Raw genomic sequence first — 19152 nt, 5'->3', positions numbered from 1 at the left:
AGGGCTTCCTAATCTTTATGATAATCATAGCGACCCACATAGCGATACTCCCGGGCGTACTCATTGAGGTAGGCGTTGAGGTATTGCTTTTGGGCGTAGTTCAGGCGTTCGTTGCGAATGTCTTCTGTGGTTTCGTCCAGCAGGCTGCTGTCCAGCCGTCTGAGGTGGAACAGCGTCATATCCTTGCCGCCAAAAAAACTTTTGAGAAACTCGTGCAATGGCCGTGCCTGCGACATATCAAAGACCGCGCCATAGAGCGCGGTATAAAGCGGCTGCTCGGACAGCGAATCCCGGTCAAAGGTGGGGTAGTCTCCCGCCGGCGGCACGAAGGGCGGGTAGCTTTCCAGCGGATGCACCGGGTGCTCGGCCAGCCTGCGAATATAGTCCTCGTCCAACTCAGCTTGCCGGGCGCCTTCCAGGATAATGTTCAGGTAACGGCGACTGGGCAGGCGCCGGTTATCGATAAACTCGGGCATGCCAATATAGGTCAGCGCCGGGATGGTTCGGGGGCCTGCAGGTGAGTGGTTATGGGGCTCGACATTGATCTCGACGCGGTCGTAGCCGTGGCCATAGGCCTCGGCGGCGTCCAGACGTTCAAGTGCCTCATCCGGGCATTGGTGCAGCACACCGAGAACCCGGTCGCCTCGGTTGCCGGTGTACTCGATGTTGCCCACGCCTCCCTCGTGTCGGAAGAAGTGTTGCACATTGAAGCGTAGCTGCCACCCGGACAATACAGCTCGTTGCGATGCCAGCGGCTCTACTCCCTTGGCTCTTAGAGAGAGTAGACTCATATTGGAACCAAAGCCGAAGTAGTAAAACATAACCAAACGAGCGAATTGTGAGTCAGTGATAGGGGAGGGCGGCAATACACGGGCCTGACCGCCGGTGGCGGCCAACCTTTTGCCCCGGAGCTATATTGCTCAACTTGGCACCAGAATACTCTTTCGGGCGCCAGATTTCTATTACATCGTATGACACTGACGGCGATCAATCACGGCGTCTGCCAAGTGGGGTAGGGGCTGCGGCGGCGCACCGTCCGAAGTTACAAATAAGTTAAACAGCAGCCGAGTGTTGCGGCCTGTACGTGAGGCTGCGAGAGAGCCTTAGACCACTTTGGCTGACTGATGGATGTAGATCAAATAGCTCGGTTGTTTATTAATCCAGGTTATCGCACCGTAACCTGACAACCCGATCTGGGGAAATGGTTGTTTGTCGCGAGGTTGCGCCCCGACTTGGGCTGGGGAGAATACTATCGGTGTGCGGGGGCTTGAAAGGTGCAAGCGCCCCGCCACATAATTTTGTTCAGCGTTCAGCGTTCAGCGTTCAGCGTTCAGCGTTCAGCGTTCAGCGTTCAGCGTTCAGCGTTCAGCGTTCAGCGTTCAGCGTTCAGCGTTCAGCGTTCAGCGTTCAGCGTTCAGCGTTCAGCGTTCAGCGTTCAGCGTTCAGCGTTCAGTGCGCGAACATTCCCGCGTTTAACCACAGGTGTAATGCCACACTGGCGGCGTAGCCGAGGGCGATGACTGGTGTCCACTTTAGGTGGCCAAAGAAGGTGTATTTTCCTCGGGCCTGGCCCATCAGAGCGACACCGGCGGCGGAGCCGATGGACAGCAGGCTACCGCCCGTACCGGCGGTGAGGGTAATCAACAGCCAGTGACCGTGAGACATCTCTGGCTCCATGGTTAGCACCGCAAACATCACCGGAATATTATCGATAAGCGCCGAGGCGACACCCAGGATAATATTGGTCTGAGTGGCACCCAGACCCGTGTACAGCACCTCGGACATATAGGCCAGATAGCCCATATAGCCCAGACCGCCCACGCACATGACCACCCCGTAGAAGAACAGTAAGGTGTCCCACTCGGCGCGCGCCACGCGGTTAAAGACATCAAAGGGAACCACGCCCCCTAAACGCTCCAGAGCTTGCTGGTCGCCGGCGCGTTCGGCCAGGGCGCGTTTGCGCGCCAGTGAGCCCGGCAGGGTGCGACGCAGAAAGTAGCCAAAAAATTGCAGATAACCCAAGCCGGTCATCATGCCCAGTACCGGCGGCAGGTGCAGCAGCAGGTGGCATAGTACTGCTGTCAGAATTGTCAGTAAAAACAGCGAGAGAATACGCAGCGCGCCGCGTTTTAACTCTACATCTTCTTCTACCGCGACCGGCTTACGGTTCTCGACAAAGAAACTCATAATCGCGGCCGGAATGATAAAGTTAACCAGCGAGGGCAAAAACAGGGCGAGGAATTCCTGGAACTCGACAATGCCCGCCTGCCATACCATCAGCGTGGTAATGTCGCCAAAGGGGCTGAAGGCGCCGCCCGCGTTTGCGGCTACCACCACGTTCACGCAGCACAGATTAATAAACCGATTATCGTCGCCGGCCACTTTAACAATCACCGCGCACATCAACAGCGCGGTGGTCAGGTTGTCGGCGATAGGCGAGATAAAAAACGACAAAAAGCCGGTCAGCCAGAACAGAGTTTTGTAGTTAAAGCCTTTGCGTACCATCCAGGCGCGCAATACATCAAATAATCGGCGCTCTTCCAGGGCGTTGATGTAGGTCATCGCCACCAGCAAAAAAAGCATCAGCTCGGCAAATTCCAGCAGCGTATGGCGGAAGGCGTGCTCGGCATCGTGGGACAGTCCCGCCTGAGTGTAGACCCAGCCAATGCACATCCAGATGATACCGGCGGCAACCAGAACGGGTTTGGATTTACGCAGGTGGAGCTTTTCCTCCAGCATCACCACAATGTAGGCAATGGCGAAAAGCACGAGGGCGAAGTAGCCGACGCCGCTGGTGGTGAGGTCGATGGTGCCGGTGGCGGCGAGGGTTTGTCCGGACAGCAATAGCAGACACACCCCAAGCAGCGCGCTAGCGCGATAGGTGTTGGTAGACATGTAAATTCCAGTGGTTGTTAGTGTGGCAGTTACTCTGGGGCGGCTCCACCTTGGGTCGATCTTTGCCGACTCTCTAAGGCCTGATCACAGGAGTCCAGAGGGCGCGTATTCTAACATGAACCCTTCAGCCGTAAACGCTGTAAGCTGTCATCATTTTGTCATCTAGCCTTAGAAACGCTTTGATAGCGCTACCATTCACGCTCCGGGTAACGCTTGTCACCCAATATCGCAACCTCCCCGAGACGGCGCTGACAATGCCGGATATATCACATTTTTACCTCGTCTAGCGGTGCTAAGGTTGCTCCAACTGGCTATATCAACGAACTCTGGAGCACAAGATGCTGTTTAATCGCAAACCTGTTCAAGCGGCTACCGAAACCATGCAACACTCTGGCGCCAGCGCAATCCCCCCCAGCGCGCCCACAACGCCGGTTGCTGTGCCCACGGCAAAAATTCGGGACAAGCGGGTGACCGATATTCCCGCCTCAATGCTGAGCACCCACGCCAGCTGGAAGCCTGCTGGTCAGTGGACCGGTGTCTACGATTTAGCGGTTTGGCTGCGCTTGCCCCAAGGCTGCTCGCGGCCACTGCAGCTTGCCCTGCGTTACACTGACCAGCGTGGTGAAAACACCGTTTTGGTGGATATCTGCAAACCCGGTTCATTCAAAAGCGCCTTGCTTAACGGCAGTGTCGAGGTAAATGTCAGCGGTCGGGTAAAAGATATGGCCCTCTATTTACTTAGCTTGCCCAGCGATTTGCCAGTGGGCTTAGAGGAGTGGCACTTTCTGCCGCAAATTAAGCGCAGCAAGCAGGCTTAAACATACTCCCCCGTTTGTGGCCCGGCCGGGCCACACTTTTTCTGGCTGTGCTTAGCCGATCGGCTGCTATACTCAAAAGACAATAATGACATAGCCGAGGTAGTCACCTGTGCGCTGGGTTGTAGCAGCTTTGCTAATCCCTGCGCTGGCTCCATTGGTAATGGCCGATGGTGTTAGTGAGGGAGTCACAGATTCCATACCCGTAGTGTTGGGCACCAATGCTCAGTCGGCCTATTCGGCCGAGCGCAAGCCCCGTGAGCAGATTGGCGTGCTCACTCATATCGATTGTATTTTTTCCCACCTCCCTTATCAGCCGAAAATACTCTACCAGCCATGGCGCCGGGCGCAGCAAGAGGTTCGTACGGGCACTACCGATGGCTTTTTTACCGCCATGCCCGATCCGGAGTTAGACGAGTTCGCCACCCTCTCTGATCCGCTTATTTTGCAAAAATGGTATTGGTTTACTCGCAGCGATACCGAGTTTTCAGCCGACCCGTCCAGCATGCGCAAGGGCGCCATTCTCGGCAGTCACCAGCAATTGTGGTTTGACCTGAATGGCGATGCTAATTACATAACTGCACAAGACTTGCCACAGATGCTGAAAATGCTCTATGCCGGTCGAGTGGAGGTGATTCTTGCAGACAGGCAACACTTTGAAAAAGCGGCGCACTCACTTGATATTGCGCCGCAGCGCTACCACGCCCAGTTTGATCGGTATATGCCTCTGGGGGTTTATTTTGGCAAGGAGTTTATCACCCGTCATCCCGACTTTTTATCGCAATTTAATCGTCATGTGCATCTGTGCGCACCGGAGGGCTTCGCCCTAAGCGAGGCGGAGCAGCAGATAATAGTGGAAAAGCTGCAGCCCCAGGTCGATGAATTATTGAGCCGGGCGGCTCTGCAGCATGCATTGGTGCGCCGCGCCGATCTTGGCCCCTTGAGTGAAGAAGTTATTCAGCGCTTTGATATCAAATGGCGCAGCGATTATCGCGAAAAAAACAGCGATGCTTTGCTGGCGATGTTGGACGCGTCTCTGATGGCGGCATTGGTTCCGTGGCAGGCGGAAACGGCTGTCATTAATGAAGTGATAGTGATCGATACTCAGGGTCGCAATATCGCCGCCGTACCCTTTACCTCGGATTACTACCAGGGCGACGAGGTGAAATTTCAGCAGGGGTTTCACCAGCCTGAAAAGCAGTGGTTTTTTGACGAGGTAGTCTACGACCATTCCACCCACCGATTTCAGGTGCAAATGAGTTTGCGATTGGACGTTGCCGGCGAACCTTTGGGGGTGTTAACGCTGGGCGTCGACATTGAGACAATTTTGCATAACAGTGAGCAGTAACGCTTCACTCTTGCAGCTTTTACAAAAACTTCGCCTCATAACCAGCATTTAGTCCCTATATCGCCTGGGATCAGTTTTTGCTTTTCCCTTTGGATAACCGCAATCGATTATCGCCGATTATCTATCAGGGACTGCAATCATGGCTGAACTCGACAAACCTATCGTACTGATTACTGGCTGCGCCGGTAATCTCGGTACAGCGCTCTGTGAAGTACTGCGGCCCGGCTACACGGTGGTCGGCTTAGACCAAAAGCCCGCCAATGACGCCGACGCCAGTTTTACCCTCGATTTAACGTCGCAAGATTCCGTTACCTTGGCTCTGGCTAAATGTCGCCAGGAGTTCGGCGACAAGATTGCTGCGGTGATTCACCTAGCTGCCTATTTCGATTTTAGCGGTGAAGAGTCGCCCCTGTACCAAAAGGTGAATGTGGATGGCACTCATCACTTATTACATGGTTTGCAGGATTTCACGGTAGAGCGTTTTTTCTATGCCAGTACTATGTTGGTCCACGAGCCGGGCGTGCCGGGTCACAAGATTGACGAAGACTCGCCTATCGCGCCCGGTTGGGTGTATCCAAAATCCAAGGCCGAAGTAGAAGCGCTTATTGCCGATGAGGCGACCATGCCGTTTAGCATTTTGCGCTTGGCGGGCCTATATAACGAACACACCTGTGTGCCCACACTGGCCCACCAAATTGCGCGGATTTACAAGCAGGGTTTTAAAAGTCATTTGTATTCCGGTAACACTGGTGCCGGTCAGGCGTTTTTACACAGTGAGGATATGCAGGCACTGTTTGCCCGCGCGGTGGATAGACGAGCGCAATTGCCCGAGCGGCATTACCTTCTTGCCGGCGAGGAAATTACCCTCAGTTACGAAGCCTTGCAGAATCGCATTGGTGAGTTGCTGCACGGCGAGCGCGAGTGGCAAACCATGCAGGTACCGCAGCCGTTCGCCAAAGCGGGGGCCTGGTTGGAAGCTAAATCCGAGCCCGTGGTGCCCGACGACTTCGATAAGGGTGAAAAACCATTTATTCGTCCGTTTATGGTGGAAATGGCGTCGGACCATTACGAGTTGGATTGCTCTAAAGCAAAACAGGAGTTGGATTGGCAGGCCGAGCACAGACTGGATAGCAGATTAGAAATACTGATTGAAAACCTGAAAAAAGACCCGCTCGGTTGGTATAAGGCCAATGGCATTACACCCACTGATGACATGCTTGGTGCCGCCGAAAAGCAGCAAAACCCGGATAAGATGCTGCAGCGCTTTGATGCCGAAAGACGCCAGCAACACCGTCAGTCTTTGTGGGCACCGTTTTTAAATATGGGCCTCGGTGCTTGGTTAATCACCTCACCGCCGGTGATGGGCTATGCCGATCAGCACCTGGCCTTCAATGATTACATCAGCGGTTCGCTGTTATTGGTTTTTTCGTTTTTGGCGCTCAGCTTTCGTCACAGTTGGGCGCGCTGGGGCAGCACCATAGTGGGCCTGTGGTTGTTGTTTGCGCCGCTCGCGTTGTGGACACCCAGTGCCGCCGGTTACCTGAATTCGACTATTGTCGGGATACTGGCTATCGGCTTTGCCGTGTTAGTGCCTCCCACTCCTGGCATTGCGCCGGTGGCGCAAATGACAGGCCCGACCATTCCGCCAGGTTGGGATGTTAACCCCTCGAGTTGGTTTCAGCGCGCGCCTATTATTATTCTGGCGTTTGTTGGCTTTTTTGTCTCTCGTTATCTAACGGCCTATCAGTTGGGGCACATCGACAGCGTTTGGGAGCCGTTTTTTATGGGCGGCGCTAACCCGAAAAACGGCACCGAAGAAATTATTACCTCCGAGGTTTCAGAAGCCTGGCCGGTACCGGATGCCGGTATCGGTGCCATGACCTACGCTCTGGAAATTCTCACAGGCTTGCTAGGTTCTAACCGACGCTGGCGGACTATGCCCTGGCTGGTCACCCTGTTTGGTTTTATGATTGTGCCGCTCGGGGTGGTGTCGATTACTTTTATTATTATCCAGCCGATTGTGATCGGCACTTGGTGCACTCTGTGTCTGATTGGGGCGGCGGCTATGCTGCTGCAAATTCCCTACTCGCTGGATGAACTGGTGGCAACTTTTCAGTTTTTAAAGCGCCGTCATAAGGCCGGAAGACCGGTGCTAAAAATCTTTTTTACCGGTGATACCGACGATGGCAAAACTGACTTGTTGCAGGATGACTTCGCGCGCCCACCAGGCGTCGTGCTGAAAGATATGTTCGCCGGTGGGGTAACCTTGCCCTGGTCCATGCTGGCGGCCATTGCTATTGGTATTTGGCTGATGTTTACCCGTCTTACTCTGGGTGCAGAAGGCGCCGTGGCCAACTGGGATCATATTATCGGTTCGTTGGTCATTACCGTGGCCGTGTGCGTTTTTGCCGAGGTGGCGAGACCTGTGCGCTGGTTGTTAGTGCCTTTGGGTTTGCTGTTGCCAGCTGCCTTGTTAGTCAGTGGAGCACCGCTGGTGTCGCTGGTCAATGCCGGTGTTTGTGGCGCGATATTGGTGGGGCTTTCCTGCGTAAAGCTGTCGGTAAAAGGCGATTACGGCAGTTGGAGTAAATACTTGTAGCGGTGACTTAAGCGGTTGCGCTATGGCGTTGTTTCTATGTCGCTAAGCGCACCGCTTACCAGGGTTCGCATGATCGAGTGTGATAACCCCGGACGAGTAAGTTGTAGCCGTTGCAGCTCTTGCTGATAAGTGTTGCTTTTGCCCAGCCCCTGGGAAAAAATCGATATCAGTTGCATGGAATTTCCCGCTTCTTTCAAACGCGTGAGCGCTTGGCTCAGTCGCTGTTCGCACTGGCTGAATTCGCTTCCCAGGGGGAAACTTGGCAGCAGGTTGTTGTTCACGGCCGGGCCCAGGGTTCGGCGTAGTGCTTCGGGAGTATTTCGCCGATGCGCTTGGGGTATTTGATAGTGGCGGTGAATTTTTCCCGCTTGCTGCGCCTGCTTGAGTAGACCTGCCTGAAAACGTGAGTCGGTAACATTGAGCATGGTGGCGATTACCTCGGCATCACTTTTGCCGCGTAAGTCGGCGACACCGTATTCGGTCACAACCATATCGCGCAAATGGCGGGGAATAGTGCAGTGGCCGTAGTTCCAGACAATATTTGATGAGACCTTGCCCTTAGTGGTGCGAGTGGCGCGCAGAGTAATAATGGAACGCGAATCCGAACCCAGGGCATGGGACTGGGCGACAAAATTGTACTGCCCTCCGACCCCGCTAATGACCTGACCGTTTTCTAAACCGTCCGCCACTACGGCGCCCGTTAGGGTAGTCATAATGGCGCAGTTGATAAACCGTGCATGACGACGAGCTTGGCGCTTGCTTTGTTCATCGCCGTATAGCTCATTAATAAAGGATACCGGCATCATATGAATGCGCTTACGCACGTCGGCTGGCAGGTTTTGCAGCGTTTGATAAAAGCCAGGACTGCCCATAAAAAAGCCTGCATGCAGCAGTGCGCCATCCACTTCGCGTTTTACAATTCCCTGTTGCAGTAGTGGTAGAAATCCCTCTACCAGCATTTCACTCAGGCCGTAGAGCCCTTGGGTAAACTCGCCTAAGTAGGCTTGCGTTTGTGTGGGGGAGACTGCTGGCGCTTGCGATCCTAGGGATTGTAAGAGTTGGTTAAATGTGGCGTTTTGCGTGTGCCGCAAAATCAGCGCGTGGCAAATGGCGTCGCTTATAGAGCCTATGCCAATTTGCAAGGTGCCACCGTCTTTGATCAGGCCTGCGGTATGCAGTGCGATGGCGTGATCGGTTAAGCTCACCGGCTTACGCGGCGGCATAAACAATGAGTATTGAGTATCACGGCTGTCGAGCAGTACTGAAAACTCCCGCCGATCGCACCTTGTCTGTCCAGCCATAACGGGAAGGTTACGGTTGAGCTCTCCGGCGAGTAAAAAATCGGCTCGGCCTGCGCTTCTCGCCTTGAGTAAATCTGGTGTGATATCCGGGTTGCAGCTAAGGTTTAAGGAGCTATCCGTGTCGTCGGGAGCGACCAGCTGCATTACCAGATTAACCCCTGCGTCCAGTAAAAAGTTGAGCGCGTGAGTGTAGTTAATGGCGGCATAGTTTTGCTGCGCGTCCGGCTCGCCGAGCCAGGCGGCGGGCTGAAGAAAGAACTCTGTGACGGTAATATTATCCGGCAGAGCATTTTGTCGGCGGGCCTCGGCGTACTCTAAAGCGGGATAGCCCGCAAAAAAGCGCTCCTGCAAAGGCTCCAAAAACGCCCGAGCCAAACGACCGTTTGGATGGGGCGCCTGCAGCGTCAGCGCTGTGTAAATATGCAGTCGGATCGAGGAGTCTTCGCAAGCAAGTTGATAAAGGGCATTGGCAAGCCGGTTGGCTTTGCCAATGCCCAGTGGCAGAGCGAGGACAATGTTTTTTCCCACGGCCGCGACAATGTCTTGCGCGGCCTTAGCGCTATCGCAGTAGGTTTTTGCTTCAGCCATTGTCCCAGCTGCTGTCCGGGGTGAAACGTTCGCCGTGTTTATCTGCAAGTTGTTGCAGGGCTTGTTTGATATCCGCCTCGCCCCGGGTGTGGCTGTAATTCATCGGACCACCTTTGAACGGCGCAAAGCCAGTGCCGAATATCATGGCGCCATCTAGCAGCTTTTCATTGTCAATCACACCTTCGCGCAGGCAGGCTTTACAGGTGTTGAGCATGGGCAGTAACAGACGGTCGGTTAAACCTTCGGGCACCTCTCCGGGGTTATCGTCTTTCTCTGGTTTGCCCTTTTTCCAGGTGTATAAGCCTTTGCCGGTTTTTTTGCCCAGGTCCCCTATTTGGACTTTTTCTTTCATCCACTCGGGGGCAGCGGGCATGGCGTTATCCAGCGAGCTGCGCAGCATATCGGCTACGCCTAGACAAATATCCAAGCCGACAACGTCGGCCAGTTCCACCGGCCCCATGGGCATGCCGAAATCTTCCGCTGCCTTGTCGATCAGCTCGGGTTTAACACCTTCATCTAACAGCACAATTGCCTCGAGTAAATAGGGGGTCAGTGCGCGGTTTACCAGAAAGCCCGGTGTTCCCGCCACTGGCACCGGCAGGCGTTTGATCTTACCGGTAAAAGCCAGGGCTTTTTGATAAGTATCGTCGGCCAGTTTTGGGTGTTTAACCACTTCCAGTAATTGCATTTGCGCGACCGGGTTAAAAAAGTGCAGGCCCACCAAGCGCTCGGGGCTTTGCAGCTCTTCGGCCAGTTGGTCGAGCGGAATGCTGGAGGTATTGGTGCCCAGGATGGCGCCCGGTTTTAGGCGCGGCTCAATGTCTTTATACACCTGGCGTTTGATCTCTATTTTTTCTGGTACCGCTTCAATCACCACATCCGCCGAGGCGACACCCTGGTGATTGAGGTCGGGAATCAGGCGGTCCAGTACTGCGCGCTTGGCCGCTGCCCCCAGGCGCTTTTTATCGCACAGTGCGGCAGTCCGCCCGATCGCTTTGCCGATAATTTCGGGTTTCATATCAAACAGGGTGACGGTCATGCCTTGCAGCGCACACCAGCCGGCGATGTCGCCGCCCATGGCGCCGGCGCCAATTACGTGAACGTGGCTAAAGTTTGCATCCGTCTCGGCGCTGCTGGCTTGTTTTTTCAGGTTCTCTTGCAGGAAGAAAACACGCACCAGATTGCGCGAAGTGTCGGTTAGCAGCAATTCACAGAACGAATCGATTTCGGCCTTAAGCATAGCCTTGGTGTTGCCGCCGTATTCCTCCCATAGCTCGATCAGCTTGTTCGGAGCCGGGTAGTGCTCGGGTGGTGCTTTGCTGGCGGCTTGCTCGCGCATTTTCTTGGCGCTGAATTTACGCGCCGGGCCGCTCAACATAAGCCGCGATTTAAGATCGCGCTTGCCGCGCTTGAGCTTGCCGTTAATCGCTGCATCAATGGCGCCGTACACGTGGCGCTCGGGCACCAGCGCGTCAATTAAACCGAGTTTTTTGGCCCGGTAATCGCGCTGGGTTTTACCCGTCAGCATCATGGTCATGGCCTGAATTGGGTCTATTAAATCGATGCTGCGCGCGGTACCACCGAGCCCTGGGTGAAGGCCCAGCATAATCTCGGGAAAACCATAGGCCGAACCCTGCACGCCGATGCGATAGTCACAGGTGAGCGCCAGCTCCAGCCCGCCGCCAAAGCAGTGGCCGTGCACCACGGCAACCTTGGTAAAGGGTAGAGCGGCGAAACGGTTGGCCACATTGTGCGCCGCTTCGAGCTTTTGCCTGGCAGCATCTGTGGTTTCCAACTGGCCAAATTCTTTGATGTCGGCGCCCACACAAAAGTTGGAAGCCTTGGCCGAGCGCAGTACCAGCGCCTTGGGTTTGTCTGCCTGCAGAGTCATGACAATTTCATCCAGCTCTTCCAGTACCGGCTGGGAGAGCACGTTCACGTCAGATCCTTGGCAGTCAAACATCAGCCAGGCGATTTGTTCGCTGTCGATTTTAAGAGACCAATGCTGCCAGGCTTGAGGCTGGGATTGGCCAGCTTCGGCGAAGGGGCCTATGGCCTTTTCACGGCCGCGTAAGCTGTTGAGAATAATTCCGTTCATAAGGCCTCCTACACGGTTTCAATTAACATGGCGCCGGCCTGCCCGCCGCCGATACACTGAGTGGCAATACCGCGCTTTAAACCCTGGCGGTGCAGCGCATTCATTAAATGCAGCACGATACGGTTACCGCTGGTGCCCACCGGGTGGCCCAGGCTGATCGCGCCGCCGTCGATATTGAGGCGGTCGCGGTTAAACCTTCCCAGTGGTTCTGAGTCGAATACCGCGCGGCAGAAGTCGGCGTCCTCCCAGGCGGCAAGGCAGCCGAGCACCTGGGCGGCGAAGGCCTCGTTGAGCTCCAGCAGCTCAATGTCGTCCAGTGTCATTTTATTGCGCTGTGCCAGGCGTCCGGCACTTACCGCCGGGCCCAGGCCCATGATTTCTGGCTCCAGGCCAGACCACTCGCTGTCTTTGATGACCGCTTTGGGCGTGAGTCCGTATTTTTCCACCGCCTCCTCCGAGGCCAGAATCAGCCAGCTGGCGCCATCGGTAATTTGCGAGCTGTTACCCGCGGTGACCTTGCCGTAGGGGCGCTCGAAAACGGGCTTGAGCTTAGCCAGTTTATCGGCGGTGCTATCGGGACGCACACCGTCATCGAAGGTATACACCTTACCGTCGGGGGCGTAGAGGGGCACGACTTCATCGTCCAGATAGCCCTCTTCCTGCGCTCTGGCCAAACGCAGGTGGCTGCTGGCGGCATAGTCGTCGGCCTGTTCGCGGCTGATGCCGAAAAGGTTGGCAACCACCTCGGCGGTTTGCCCCATATTGAGTTCCACCACCGGGTCGGTCAGCCCCTGCTGCAGACTGATAACGGGCTTGATATAACCAGGTTTGAATTTTGCCAAATGCTTGAGTTTATCGCCCATGGAGCGCGCAAGGCCAAGCTCGGCGAGCCATTCGGTGGCGGCGGGCGTTAGCATTAATGGCGCGTGGCTGAGGGCTTCGGCCCCTCCGGCCAGAATTAAATCCTGCCGGCCCTCGCGAATGTAGCGGTATGCGGTATCCACCGATTGCATGCCCGAGCCGCAGTTGATCTGCATCGTAAAGGCGGGAATGGTCTCTGCCAGCCCGAGCCGCAGCGCCGCAATGCGACCTGGGTTCATCTCACTGGCAACAACGTTTACACAACCGAGTATGACTTGGTCAAAAGCGTCTTTGGGCAAAGGTTGGCGCAGCAGCAGGGAGCGGCCCGCCTGCACGGCTAAGTCTACCGGGGTAAAAGGGCCAGGCTTGCCTCGCGCTTTGATGAAAGGGGTGCGGGCGCCGTCAACCAGATACACTGGGCGGCCACCGCCGGAAGAGGACTGATCAAGAGAACTCATAAGTCATCCTTTTGTTGTTCGCTTATGGGTCGGGATTGCGTTACAGATGTCGCAGGCCCCTGAGTATGGCAGTAAATACCTTTTAATGCTGACTGCTGTACTGTGTTAAGCATAAAGTATGCACAGCGTTTTCTGGCAGGCAAAGCGTATTTTTAAGTCCGCTTTGCAAATGTTGCGAATTCACCTGAAGGCAAGTGCAATTTCTGCAACCGCAATAGGCCTCAGTCGGCTCTGACAAGAGCGCAGGTGCCGCCTGGGTGGCCTGGTACAGGTGTTGCGTAGCCACTGGTGGGTTTCATTGTCTCAATCGATATAGATTCCCCGAAGAATCAGGAGGTATGTATGAAAGTACGCGATATGATGACTGAACGTCCCGAATATCTGGAGCAGGAAGCGACTATTCGCGAAGCTGCCGAGCGCATGCGCGACACGGGCCGAGGCTTCACGCCTATCGCCCACAACGAAAAAATTGTCGGTATTGTCACTGACAGGGACATTGCGATTCGCGCTGTGGCCGAGGGCAAAAGCCCCGATGAGCAGGTCGGCAAGATTGCCAGTGGTAAGGTGCTTTACTGTTACGAGGACGACAGCCCCGCCGAGGTACTGCAAAGTATGCAGGATCAGCAGGTACAGCGGCTGGTGGTGTTGAACAATCCCAGCAATAAAGACTTTGTCGGCGTCATTAGTCTGAGTGACATTGCCGCTCACAGCCAGAGTGCAGATCTCAGTAAACGCGTTACCAACGCCAGTCGTTTATACCACTAGCAGAGGCTTATCGGCGGTCGGGTCGCTCCAAAGAGCGGCCCCTCCCGTCCATGTTTTTTCTGAGCTTTGGTGGCTACTCGCCTTCTTTTGAGCCAGTTTTTGTCTTATAGATTGGCGCAATGTAAGCACAGGGGTGCTAATAAAATTAAACTCTATAAAACAGCTGACGCGCCTCTGGCGGATGTCGCTCGGCTTGTATTAGCATAGTAATCGCAGCAACACGTTCCTTTGGGCAGGTTTCTCTCTGCCAGCTTCAGCCAAAATACTAACTAGATTGTACCCACAATTATGCTCACTGTGCGGCTACGCCAAGCATTTCGTGCACAGGCTTGTTGAGCTTTCACATCAGCGGATACAAATACTCCCGATCTCAATCGGGCGGGGCGAGGTGTATGAGAAAGTTAGTGTGGTGCAGCTTAATGCTGGCTTGGGCAAGCGGCGTGTGTGCGGCTTCTGAAGTCAATATACATACGGTAGATGATCGCGCTGTGGCAGACAGTTATGTTGAGGTAACGCCTCGCAGTAGCTTTAATGTGTACTACGATGTTGCGCTGCCATCGGCTCCGCCGCCAGAGCTCTCTTTTAGTGCCCACTATTTTTACGTTAACGGTTCCTATGTGGCAAAGCGCAACACTGGGGCGACAGTGGTTGGAGTGGATTGGAAAATTCATCACCCGGCTGTGCTACAACTTTACACTGGCGAAACAGAAACACTGGAAGTTTGTATCGGCGATATTTCCAATATAGCTGACAAGCCTTTGCAGTATTGTCACGCGATTACTTTACGCGGCGAAGTCAGTCTGGACACCCTGTCTGATTTACGCGTTGATGTCAGAACCCTCAATGACGGACAGGACTACGAAAAATGCGATTCGGCCTATTACTGTCACTTTTACGCCGACATTTTCTTTGCACGCGCCGACCCTTGGGTTAATGACTATCGCACCTCGCCGGATTTTCCAGGCGCCAAGGGCGAGCCGGCGTCGGCACACATCAATTACCTGACGTTTGATTTTTACTACCCAAACAGTGCCGCGGACGGCGAGATAGACAGTACTGCCCCCAAGCCACTGATCGTGCTGGGCCACTCTGCCAGTAAATCCAAAGAAACCTTTCGCCTGGGCAGCGCCAGTATTTTAAAGTTTTTGCTCAATCTTGGTTATGCCGTGGCGGTACCGGATTTTCGCCATCCACTCAAAGAGCTGGACGAATTTAATAACCCGCTGGGCAAGAAGGACATGGCCAAGCTGGTGCAGTTTCTGCACTATTACGCCGCGACTCTCAACATAGATCCGACCAAAATAGTTTTGACCGGCAATTCGCTAGGTGGCGGAGTGGCTGTGCATTCAGCCTATGGCGAGTTAGCCGATCCTCAGTCCAGCGATCCGGTGCAGCAAATGACCTCTCGTCCTTCCGGGGTCTGGGTGCTGGACTCTACCACCGTTTTTTCGCCGAACTGGATTCGCGAAAACTTCCTCGAGGCCCCAGTGCCGGGTGCGCCTGATAGCGAAAACGCCTACCTGTGCTACTACCCCGAGCTGGACGATGGTGGCAACTATCATAAATACGGTTACGCCCTCGGGGAAGTAGACACCGACTCGCCCTACATTGGTTTGAGCTATATGGGGCACCCGGCGGATTTGTCGATGGGCAAGTTGGGCGTGGATGATTTGCTGGCTTGCCCCACGATCACCTCGCCCGGCAACTACGATCTGATTCATCTGGCGAACTACGGCGAGCAGATGGTGCTGTCTTATCAGGCGGCCGGTATTGGTCATCGCGCCTCTACCGCCTTCGGGCAGAGCATTACCAGTTACTACTATGGGCTGGTGGGTTTTATCAATAGTTTGCCGCCGTAAGCAAGAGGCGCGCATTGGGTGGTCTGTTACAGGGATTTTAATCCAGGGTTTAGGAGTCAAAGCGAATGACAAAAAGCACGTGCGGTAAGCGGTTATTTTGTATTTTGGGGGTTGTTGTCTGTGCGCAGTCTGTGTTGGCGACAGAGGTGAGTTTTCAAAGTGTCGATGGCTCGCCAGTCGTCGACGGTTACGCGCAAATACCGCCACACTCGGCGTTTAAGTTTAGCTACGATGTGGTTTTGCCTGAGAATCCGCCGGCCGATCTGACGTTTCAATATCACTATGTGTATATCAACAACGCATACGTCGCCAAACTCGCTCCTCCGGGCGGAGCGGCGGGAATCGACTGGCGGGTTAACCACCCCAGCTCCCTGGCGCGTGCTGTAGGAGAGTATCAAACTCTTGAGATTTGCATTGGTGATATCACTCGGTTAGAGGATAAGTACCGCCAGTATTGCGATACCGTGCACCTGCAAACGCGCGTTACCCGTGAGACGCTCGACAGCCACTATGTGCATACATCGGCGCTTAATGATGGCTACAATTACAGTGGTTGCATGGCTTACAGTTGTGCATTTTATCGCGACATATTTTTCGCGTCCGATCAGCCTTGGCAAAACAGCTATCGGGTCAGCCCTGACTTTCCCGGCCCGAGAGGTGAGCCCGCCTCGGCTCATATCAATAACCTAACCTTTGATTACTATTACCCTGCCGCAGCGGGAAAAATTGATTCAAGCGCGGCCAAAACGCTGATTATTCTGGGACATCCAGCGAACAAAACTAAAGAGATTTTTCGCGTCGATCAGGCGTTGGCAATCGAGTTTTTACTGGACAGCGGTTACGCTGTGGCGGCGCTAGACTTTCGTCATCCGCTCAAGGAAGTTGATGCCAACAAGAGCCCGGTGGCGAAAGATGATATGGGACGAGCGGTGCAGTTTTTTAAACACTATGCCGACGAGTTTAATATCAATCGCAATCGTATCGTACTGGCCGGGACATCCCTCGGCGGTGGTTTGGCGGTTTATACGGGGATGCGGGAGTTGCAAAACATTGGCAGTGTGGATCCTGTCGCCCGCGAGTCTTCCAAGGTGGCTGGGGTGTGGGGTTACGATGCCTCGACCACTTATTCGACCACCTGGATTCGAAACAACTATCTGGAAGCGCCCACCCCAACAACCCCCAGCGAGCTTAATGCTTATTACTGTTATTACTCGTATCTTGAAGACTATGGCAACTTACAACTGTACGGTCATGCATTTGGCTTAGTGGATACAAACTCGCCTAAGCTTGGGCTTTATTACGCTGATGAGCTGGTGGATTTGTCCGAACACAAGTTGACGGTAGATGATTTAAAGCACTGCCCGGATGCGGGTGACCCAGGGGCGTATGACTTGGTGCACTTACCCAATTTTTCGCTACCCATGATTGAGGCTTACGAAAACAATGGCATAGGGGCACGCATTCAGGTGGCCTACGGACAACCGATCACACAGTACTATTACGATCTGGTGGGTTTTGTAAACGGATTGTGATGAATTAAAGATCTACCTTGCCGCGCATGCGTTTAATTTGACCGCGCTGGGTTTTCTTGTCCATACGTTTTCTTTGCGAGCTGCGACTGGGCTTGGTGGGCTTGCGCTTTTTGGGCTGATAGCCCGCTTTTACAATCAAATCTTTTAAACGGTTTAGCGCATCGTCAATGTTTTTTTCCTGAGTGCGAAATTGCTGTGCTTTAATCACAATGACGCCCTCTTTGCTAATACGCTGGTCGTTAAACGCAAGCAATCTTTCTTTGTAATACGCAGGCAGGGTAGAGCGGTTAATATCAAAGCGCAGATGTACCGCGCTGGAGACTTTATTGACGTTTTGTCCCCCCGCGCCCTGGGCACGAATAAACTGCAAATCGATTTCCCAGTCGGCAAGGGTGACAGTATTGCTGATTTTCAACATGACCGAATTATAACGCAGATTGCCGCGCCGTCGAAACGACGGATATGGCTGGGCAACAAAAGCTACCGATGTGTGATGAGGCCGGTAGCTTTTGCATTTAAGCGCTAAATGTCAGGCAGTCTCTGTTTCCAGGCTCGGGTAGTCGGTATAGCCGTCCTTGCCGCCGCCATAGAAAAGCTCGGGGCGTGGCGTGTTTAGCTCGGCGTCCTTGCGCAGTCGGCGGGGCAGATCCGGGTTGGCGATAAAGGGCACCCCAAACGCGACTGCATCCGCTTTGCCTTCTTTTAGCCAACGGTTGGCGCTGGCTTTGTCGAACTTTTCGTTGGCAATATACACGCCGCCAAATTGTTCTTTAAGCTTCGGGCCCAAGCTGTCTTCGGCTTCGTGCTCGCGCGTACAAATAAACGCCAGGCCGCGCTTGCCCAGTTCACTGGCAATATAACCAAAAGTCTCGGCGGGGTTGGCATCGCTCATATCGTGGCCGTCGCCGCGCGGCGCCAGGTGCATGCCTACGCGCCCAGCCGGCCAAACGCTGAGTACCGCATCGGTAATGTCCAGCATCAAGCGGGCGCGATTTTCCAGCGATCCTCCGTAGGCATCGGTGCGTTGGTTGGTGCCGCTTTGTAGAAACTGATCCAGCAGGTAGCCATTGGCGCCGTGAATTTCAACACCGTCAAAGCCGGCGCGTTTGGCATTCTCAGCGCCCACTCTAAAGGCTTGAATAACATCGCTGATTTCGTCGGTTTCCAGCGCGCGCGGCGTTTCGTAGTCTTTCATAGGGCGCACTAGGCTCACGTGCCCCGCGGGTTTGAGGGCGCTGGGGGCGACCGGCAGCTGGCCGTTGAGGTAAATCGGGTCTGAGATCCGCCCTACATGCCACAGTTGCAGCAGTATCTTGCCTCCCTCGGCGTGCACGGCCTGGGTTACCTGCTGCCAGCCTGCTACCTGTTCGTCGGACCAAATACCAGGGGTATCCGGATAGCCGACCCCCATAGGGGTGACACTGGTGGCCTCGCTGATAATCATCCCGGCGCTGGCGCGCTGGCGATAGTATTCAGCCATCAGGGCATTGGGAACCCGGCCTTCGCTGGCGCGGCAGCGGGTAAGGGGCGCCATAATAATACGATTGTTGAGAGACAGCTCACCGAGCTGCAGAGGGTCGAATAGGCTTGCCATGTTACATCTCCTGGGGGGATAGATAGGCTTGAATGGCCTGGGAAAAACTCTCGATTGACGTTTCATTGCGACGGTAAAAATGCCACTGACCGTGTTTTTGACACTGAATAAGACCGGCTTTGCTGAGCACAGCAAGATGCGCAGAGGTAGAGGCGGCCGATAAACCACACTTTTGCTGCAGCTGCCCGGCGCATACTCCCAGCTCAAACGAGTGCAACTGGTCGGGAAAGTGTGTCGCCGGGCACTTGAGCCAGCACAGTATTTCACGCCGCAGCGGGTGGGCCAGGGCTTTGATGGTCTCGTTCAGGTCATCGGGTGGCATAATTTCTTGTGGCTATATCCTGTGCAATCGAATTTCGTGTTCTTCCTAATCTTATTTCGTGAAAATACGAAATACAAGTTGCTAGATGGGCTGCGCTGGTACCGGGGAGTAAAGATT

Annotated in this window: 14 protein-coding genes; 6 read left to right on the top strand and 8 right to left on the bottom strand. The window is 54.4% G+C overall.

Translation table 11 applies throughout. The features are described 5' to 3' along the window. Window positions 1–8: 8 nt before the first annotated feature. Entirely contained in the window at window positions 9–821 is an 813-nt protein-coding gene (locus tag NHM04_RS08070; RefSeq protein WP_256527338.1) for a gamma-glutamylcyclotransferase family protein, read from the bottom strand. A 628-nt stretch (window positions 822–1449) separates the two neighbouring features. Next, entirely contained in the window at window positions 1450–2895 is a 1446-nt protein-coding gene (gene nhaD / locus NHM04_RS08065; protein ID WP_254266469.1) for a sodium:proton antiporter NhaD, read from the bottom strand. A 338-nt stretch (window positions 2896–3233) separates the two neighbouring features. Between nhaD and NHM04_RS08060 the strand changes: the two genes are divergently transcribed. From NHM04_RS08060 to NHM04_RS08050, 3 genes are all read left to right on the top strand, one after another. Further along, window positions 3234–3713, top strand: coding sequence for a hypothetical protein (locus tag NHM04_RS08060; RefSeq protein WP_254266468.1), 480 nt, complete (start codon window positions 3234–3236; stop codon window positions 3711–3713). Window positions 3714–3822: 109 nt separating this feature from the next. After that, a complete protein-coding gene (locus NHM04_RS08055) occupies window positions 3823–5058 on the top strand; it encodes a hypothetical protein (RefSeq protein WP_254266467.1) in 1236 nt (411 codons plus the stop codon). Window positions 5059–5197: 139 nt separating this feature from the next. Then, on the top strand, window positions 5198–7657 hold the full coding sequence (locus NHM04_RS08050; protein WP_254266466.1) for a vitamin K epoxide reductase family protein: 2460 nt from the start codon (window positions 5198–5200) through the stop codon (window positions 7655–7657). A 20-nt stretch (window positions 7658–7677) separates the two neighbouring features. Here NHM04_RS08050 and NHM04_RS08045 read toward each other — a convergent pair whose 3' ends face one another. From NHM04_RS08045 to NHM04_RS08035, 3 genes are read right to left on the bottom strand one after another with little or no spacing between them, the layout of a single operon-like run. Continuing rightward, window positions 7678–9546 carry an acetyl-CoA hydrolase/transferase C-terminal domain-containing protein gene (locus tag NHM04_RS08045; protein ID WP_254266465.1) on the bottom strand — a complete coding sequence of 623 codons (1869 nt, stop codon included), beginning with the start codon at window positions 9544–9546 and terminating at the stop codon, window positions 7678–7680. Further along, the gene (locus NHM04_RS08040) at window positions 9539–11644 is read right to left on the bottom strand and encodes a 3-hydroxyacyl-CoA dehydrogenase NAD-binding domain-containing protein (RefSeq protein ID WP_254266464.1); all 2106 of its coding nucleotides are present in this window, start codon (window positions 11642–11644) and stop codon (window positions 9539–9541) included. Before NHM04_RS08040 ends, NHM04_RS08045 begins: the two co-directional genes overlap by 8 nt. Window positions 11645–11652: 8 nt before the next feature. After that, a complete protein-coding gene (locus tag NHM04_RS08035; RefSeq protein WP_254266463.1) occupies window positions 11653–12963 on the bottom strand; it encodes an acetyl-CoA C-acetyltransferase in 1311 nt (436 codons plus the stop codon). Window positions 12964–13305: 342 nt separating this feature from the next. Here NHM04_RS08035 and NHM04_RS08030 point away from each other — a divergent pair, with 342 nt between their 5' ends. The 3 genes from NHM04_RS08030 to NHM04_RS08020 all read left to right on the top strand — a co-directional run bounded on the left by NHM04_RS08030 (window position 13306) and on the right by NHM04_RS08020 (window position 17119). Then, the gene (locus tag NHM04_RS08030) at window positions 13306–13728 is read left to right on the top strand and encodes a CBS domain-containing protein (RefSeq protein ID WP_254266462.1); all 423 of its coding nucleotides are present in this window, start codon (window positions 13306–13308) and stop codon (window positions 13726–13728) included. Between the two features lie 392 nt (window positions 13729–14120). After that, a complete protein-coding gene (locus tag NHM04_RS08025) occupies window positions 14121–15587 on the top strand; it encodes a S9 family peptidase (RefSeq protein WP_254266461.1) in 1467 nt (488 codons plus the stop codon). A 65-nt stretch (window positions 15588–15652) separates the two neighbouring features. Beyond that, a complete protein-coding gene (locus NHM04_RS08020) occupies window positions 15653–17119 on the top strand; it encodes an alpha/beta hydrolase (RefSeq protein ID WP_254266460.1) in 1467 nt (488 codons plus the stop codon). Window positions 17120–17123: 4 nt separating this feature from the next. On the opposite strand, the gene arfB is transcribed toward NHM04_RS08020, so the two are convergent. The 3 genes from arfB to NHM04_RS08005 form a co-directional block, all read right to left on the bottom strand. Beyond that, window positions 17124–17537, bottom strand: a complete 414-nt coding sequence (gene arfB / locus NHM04_RS08015; protein ID WP_254266459.1) for an alternative ribosome rescue aminoacyl-tRNA hydrolase ArfB — start codon at window positions 17535–17537, stop codon at window positions 17124–17126. A gap of 111 nt (window positions 17538–17648) precedes the next feature. Next, window positions 17649–18713 carry an alkene reductase gene (locus tag NHM04_RS08010; protein ID WP_254266458.1) on the bottom strand — a complete coding sequence of 355 codons (1065 nt, stop codon included), beginning with the start codon at window positions 18711–18713 and terminating at the stop codon, window positions 17649–17651. A 1-nt stretch (window position 18714) separates the two neighbouring features. Next, window positions 18715–19035 (bottom strand): helix-turn-helix transcriptional regulator, encoded by a 321-nt coding sequence (locus NHM04_RS08005; RefSeq protein ID WP_254266457.1) that lies wholly within the window; start codon window positions 19033–19035, stop codon window positions 18715–18717. Window positions 19036–19152: the final 117 nt, after the last annotated feature.

This window comes from Gilvimarinus sp. DA14, from assembly GCF_024204685.1.
Classification (GTDB): domain Bacteria; phylum Pseudomonadota; class Gammaproteobacteria; order Pseudomonadales; family Cellvibrionaceae; genus Gilvimarinus.
This window is presented reverse-complemented; position numbering and strand designations above follow the sequence as displayed.

What these genes read in the sequence shown, in the direction of transcription:
- NHM04_RS08040 (WP_254266464.1), bottom strand. Translation starts at nt 11,644, where the DNA reads ATGAACGGAATTATTCTCAACAGCTTACGCGGCCGTGAAAAGGCCATA.
- NHM04_RS08045 (WP_254266465.1), bottom strand. Translation starts at nt 9,546, where the DNA reads ATGGCTGAAGCAAAAACCTACTGCGATAGCGCTAAGGCCGCGCAAGAC.
- NHM04_RS08010 (WP_254266458.1), bottom strand. Translation starts at nt 18,713, where the DNA reads ATGGCAAGCCTATTCGACCCTCTGCAGCTCGGTGAGCTGTCTCTCAAC.
- NHM04_RS08025 (WP_254266461.1), top strand. Translation starts at nt 14,121, where the DNA reads ATGAGAAAGTTAGTGTGGTGCAGCTTAATGCTGGCTTGGGCAAGCGGC.
- NHM04_RS08050 (WP_254266466.1), top strand. Translation starts at nt 5,198, where the DNA reads ATGGCTGAACTCGACAAACCTATCGTACTGATTACTGGCTGCGCCGGT.
- NHM04_RS08035 (WP_254266463.1), bottom strand. Translation starts at nt 12,963, where the DNA reads ATGAGTTCTCTTGATCAGTCCTCTTCCGGCGGTGGCCGCCCAGTGTAT.
- NHM04_RS08060 (WP_254266468.1), top strand. Translation starts at nt 3,234, where the DNA reads ATGCTGTTTAATCGCAAACCTGTTCAAGCGGCTACCGAAACCATGCAA.
- NHM04_RS08020 (WP_254266460.1), top strand. Translation starts at nt 15,653, where the DNA reads ATGACAAAAAGCACGTGCGGTAAGCGGTTATTTTGTATTTTGGGGGTT.
- NHM04_RS08070 (WP_256527338.1), bottom strand. Translation starts at nt 821, where the DNA reads ATGTTTTACTACTTCGGCTTTGGTTCCAATATGAGTCTACTCTCTCTA.
- NHM04_RS08005 (WP_254266457.1), bottom strand. Translation starts at nt 19,035, where the DNA reads ATGCCACCCGATGACCTGAACGAGACCATCAAAGCCCTGGCCCACCCG.
- nhaD (WP_254266469.1), bottom strand. Translation starts at nt 2,895, where the DNA reads ATGTCTACCAACACCTATCGCGCTAGCGCGCTGCTTGGGGTGTGTCTG.
- arfB (WP_254266459.1), bottom strand. Translation starts at nt 17,537, where the DNA reads ATGTTGAAAATCAGCAATACTGTCACCCTTGCCGACTGGGAAATCGAT.
- NHM04_RS08030 (WP_254266462.1), top strand. Translation starts at nt 13,306, where the DNA reads ATGAAAGTACGCGATATGATGACTGAACGTCCCGAATATCTGGAGCAG.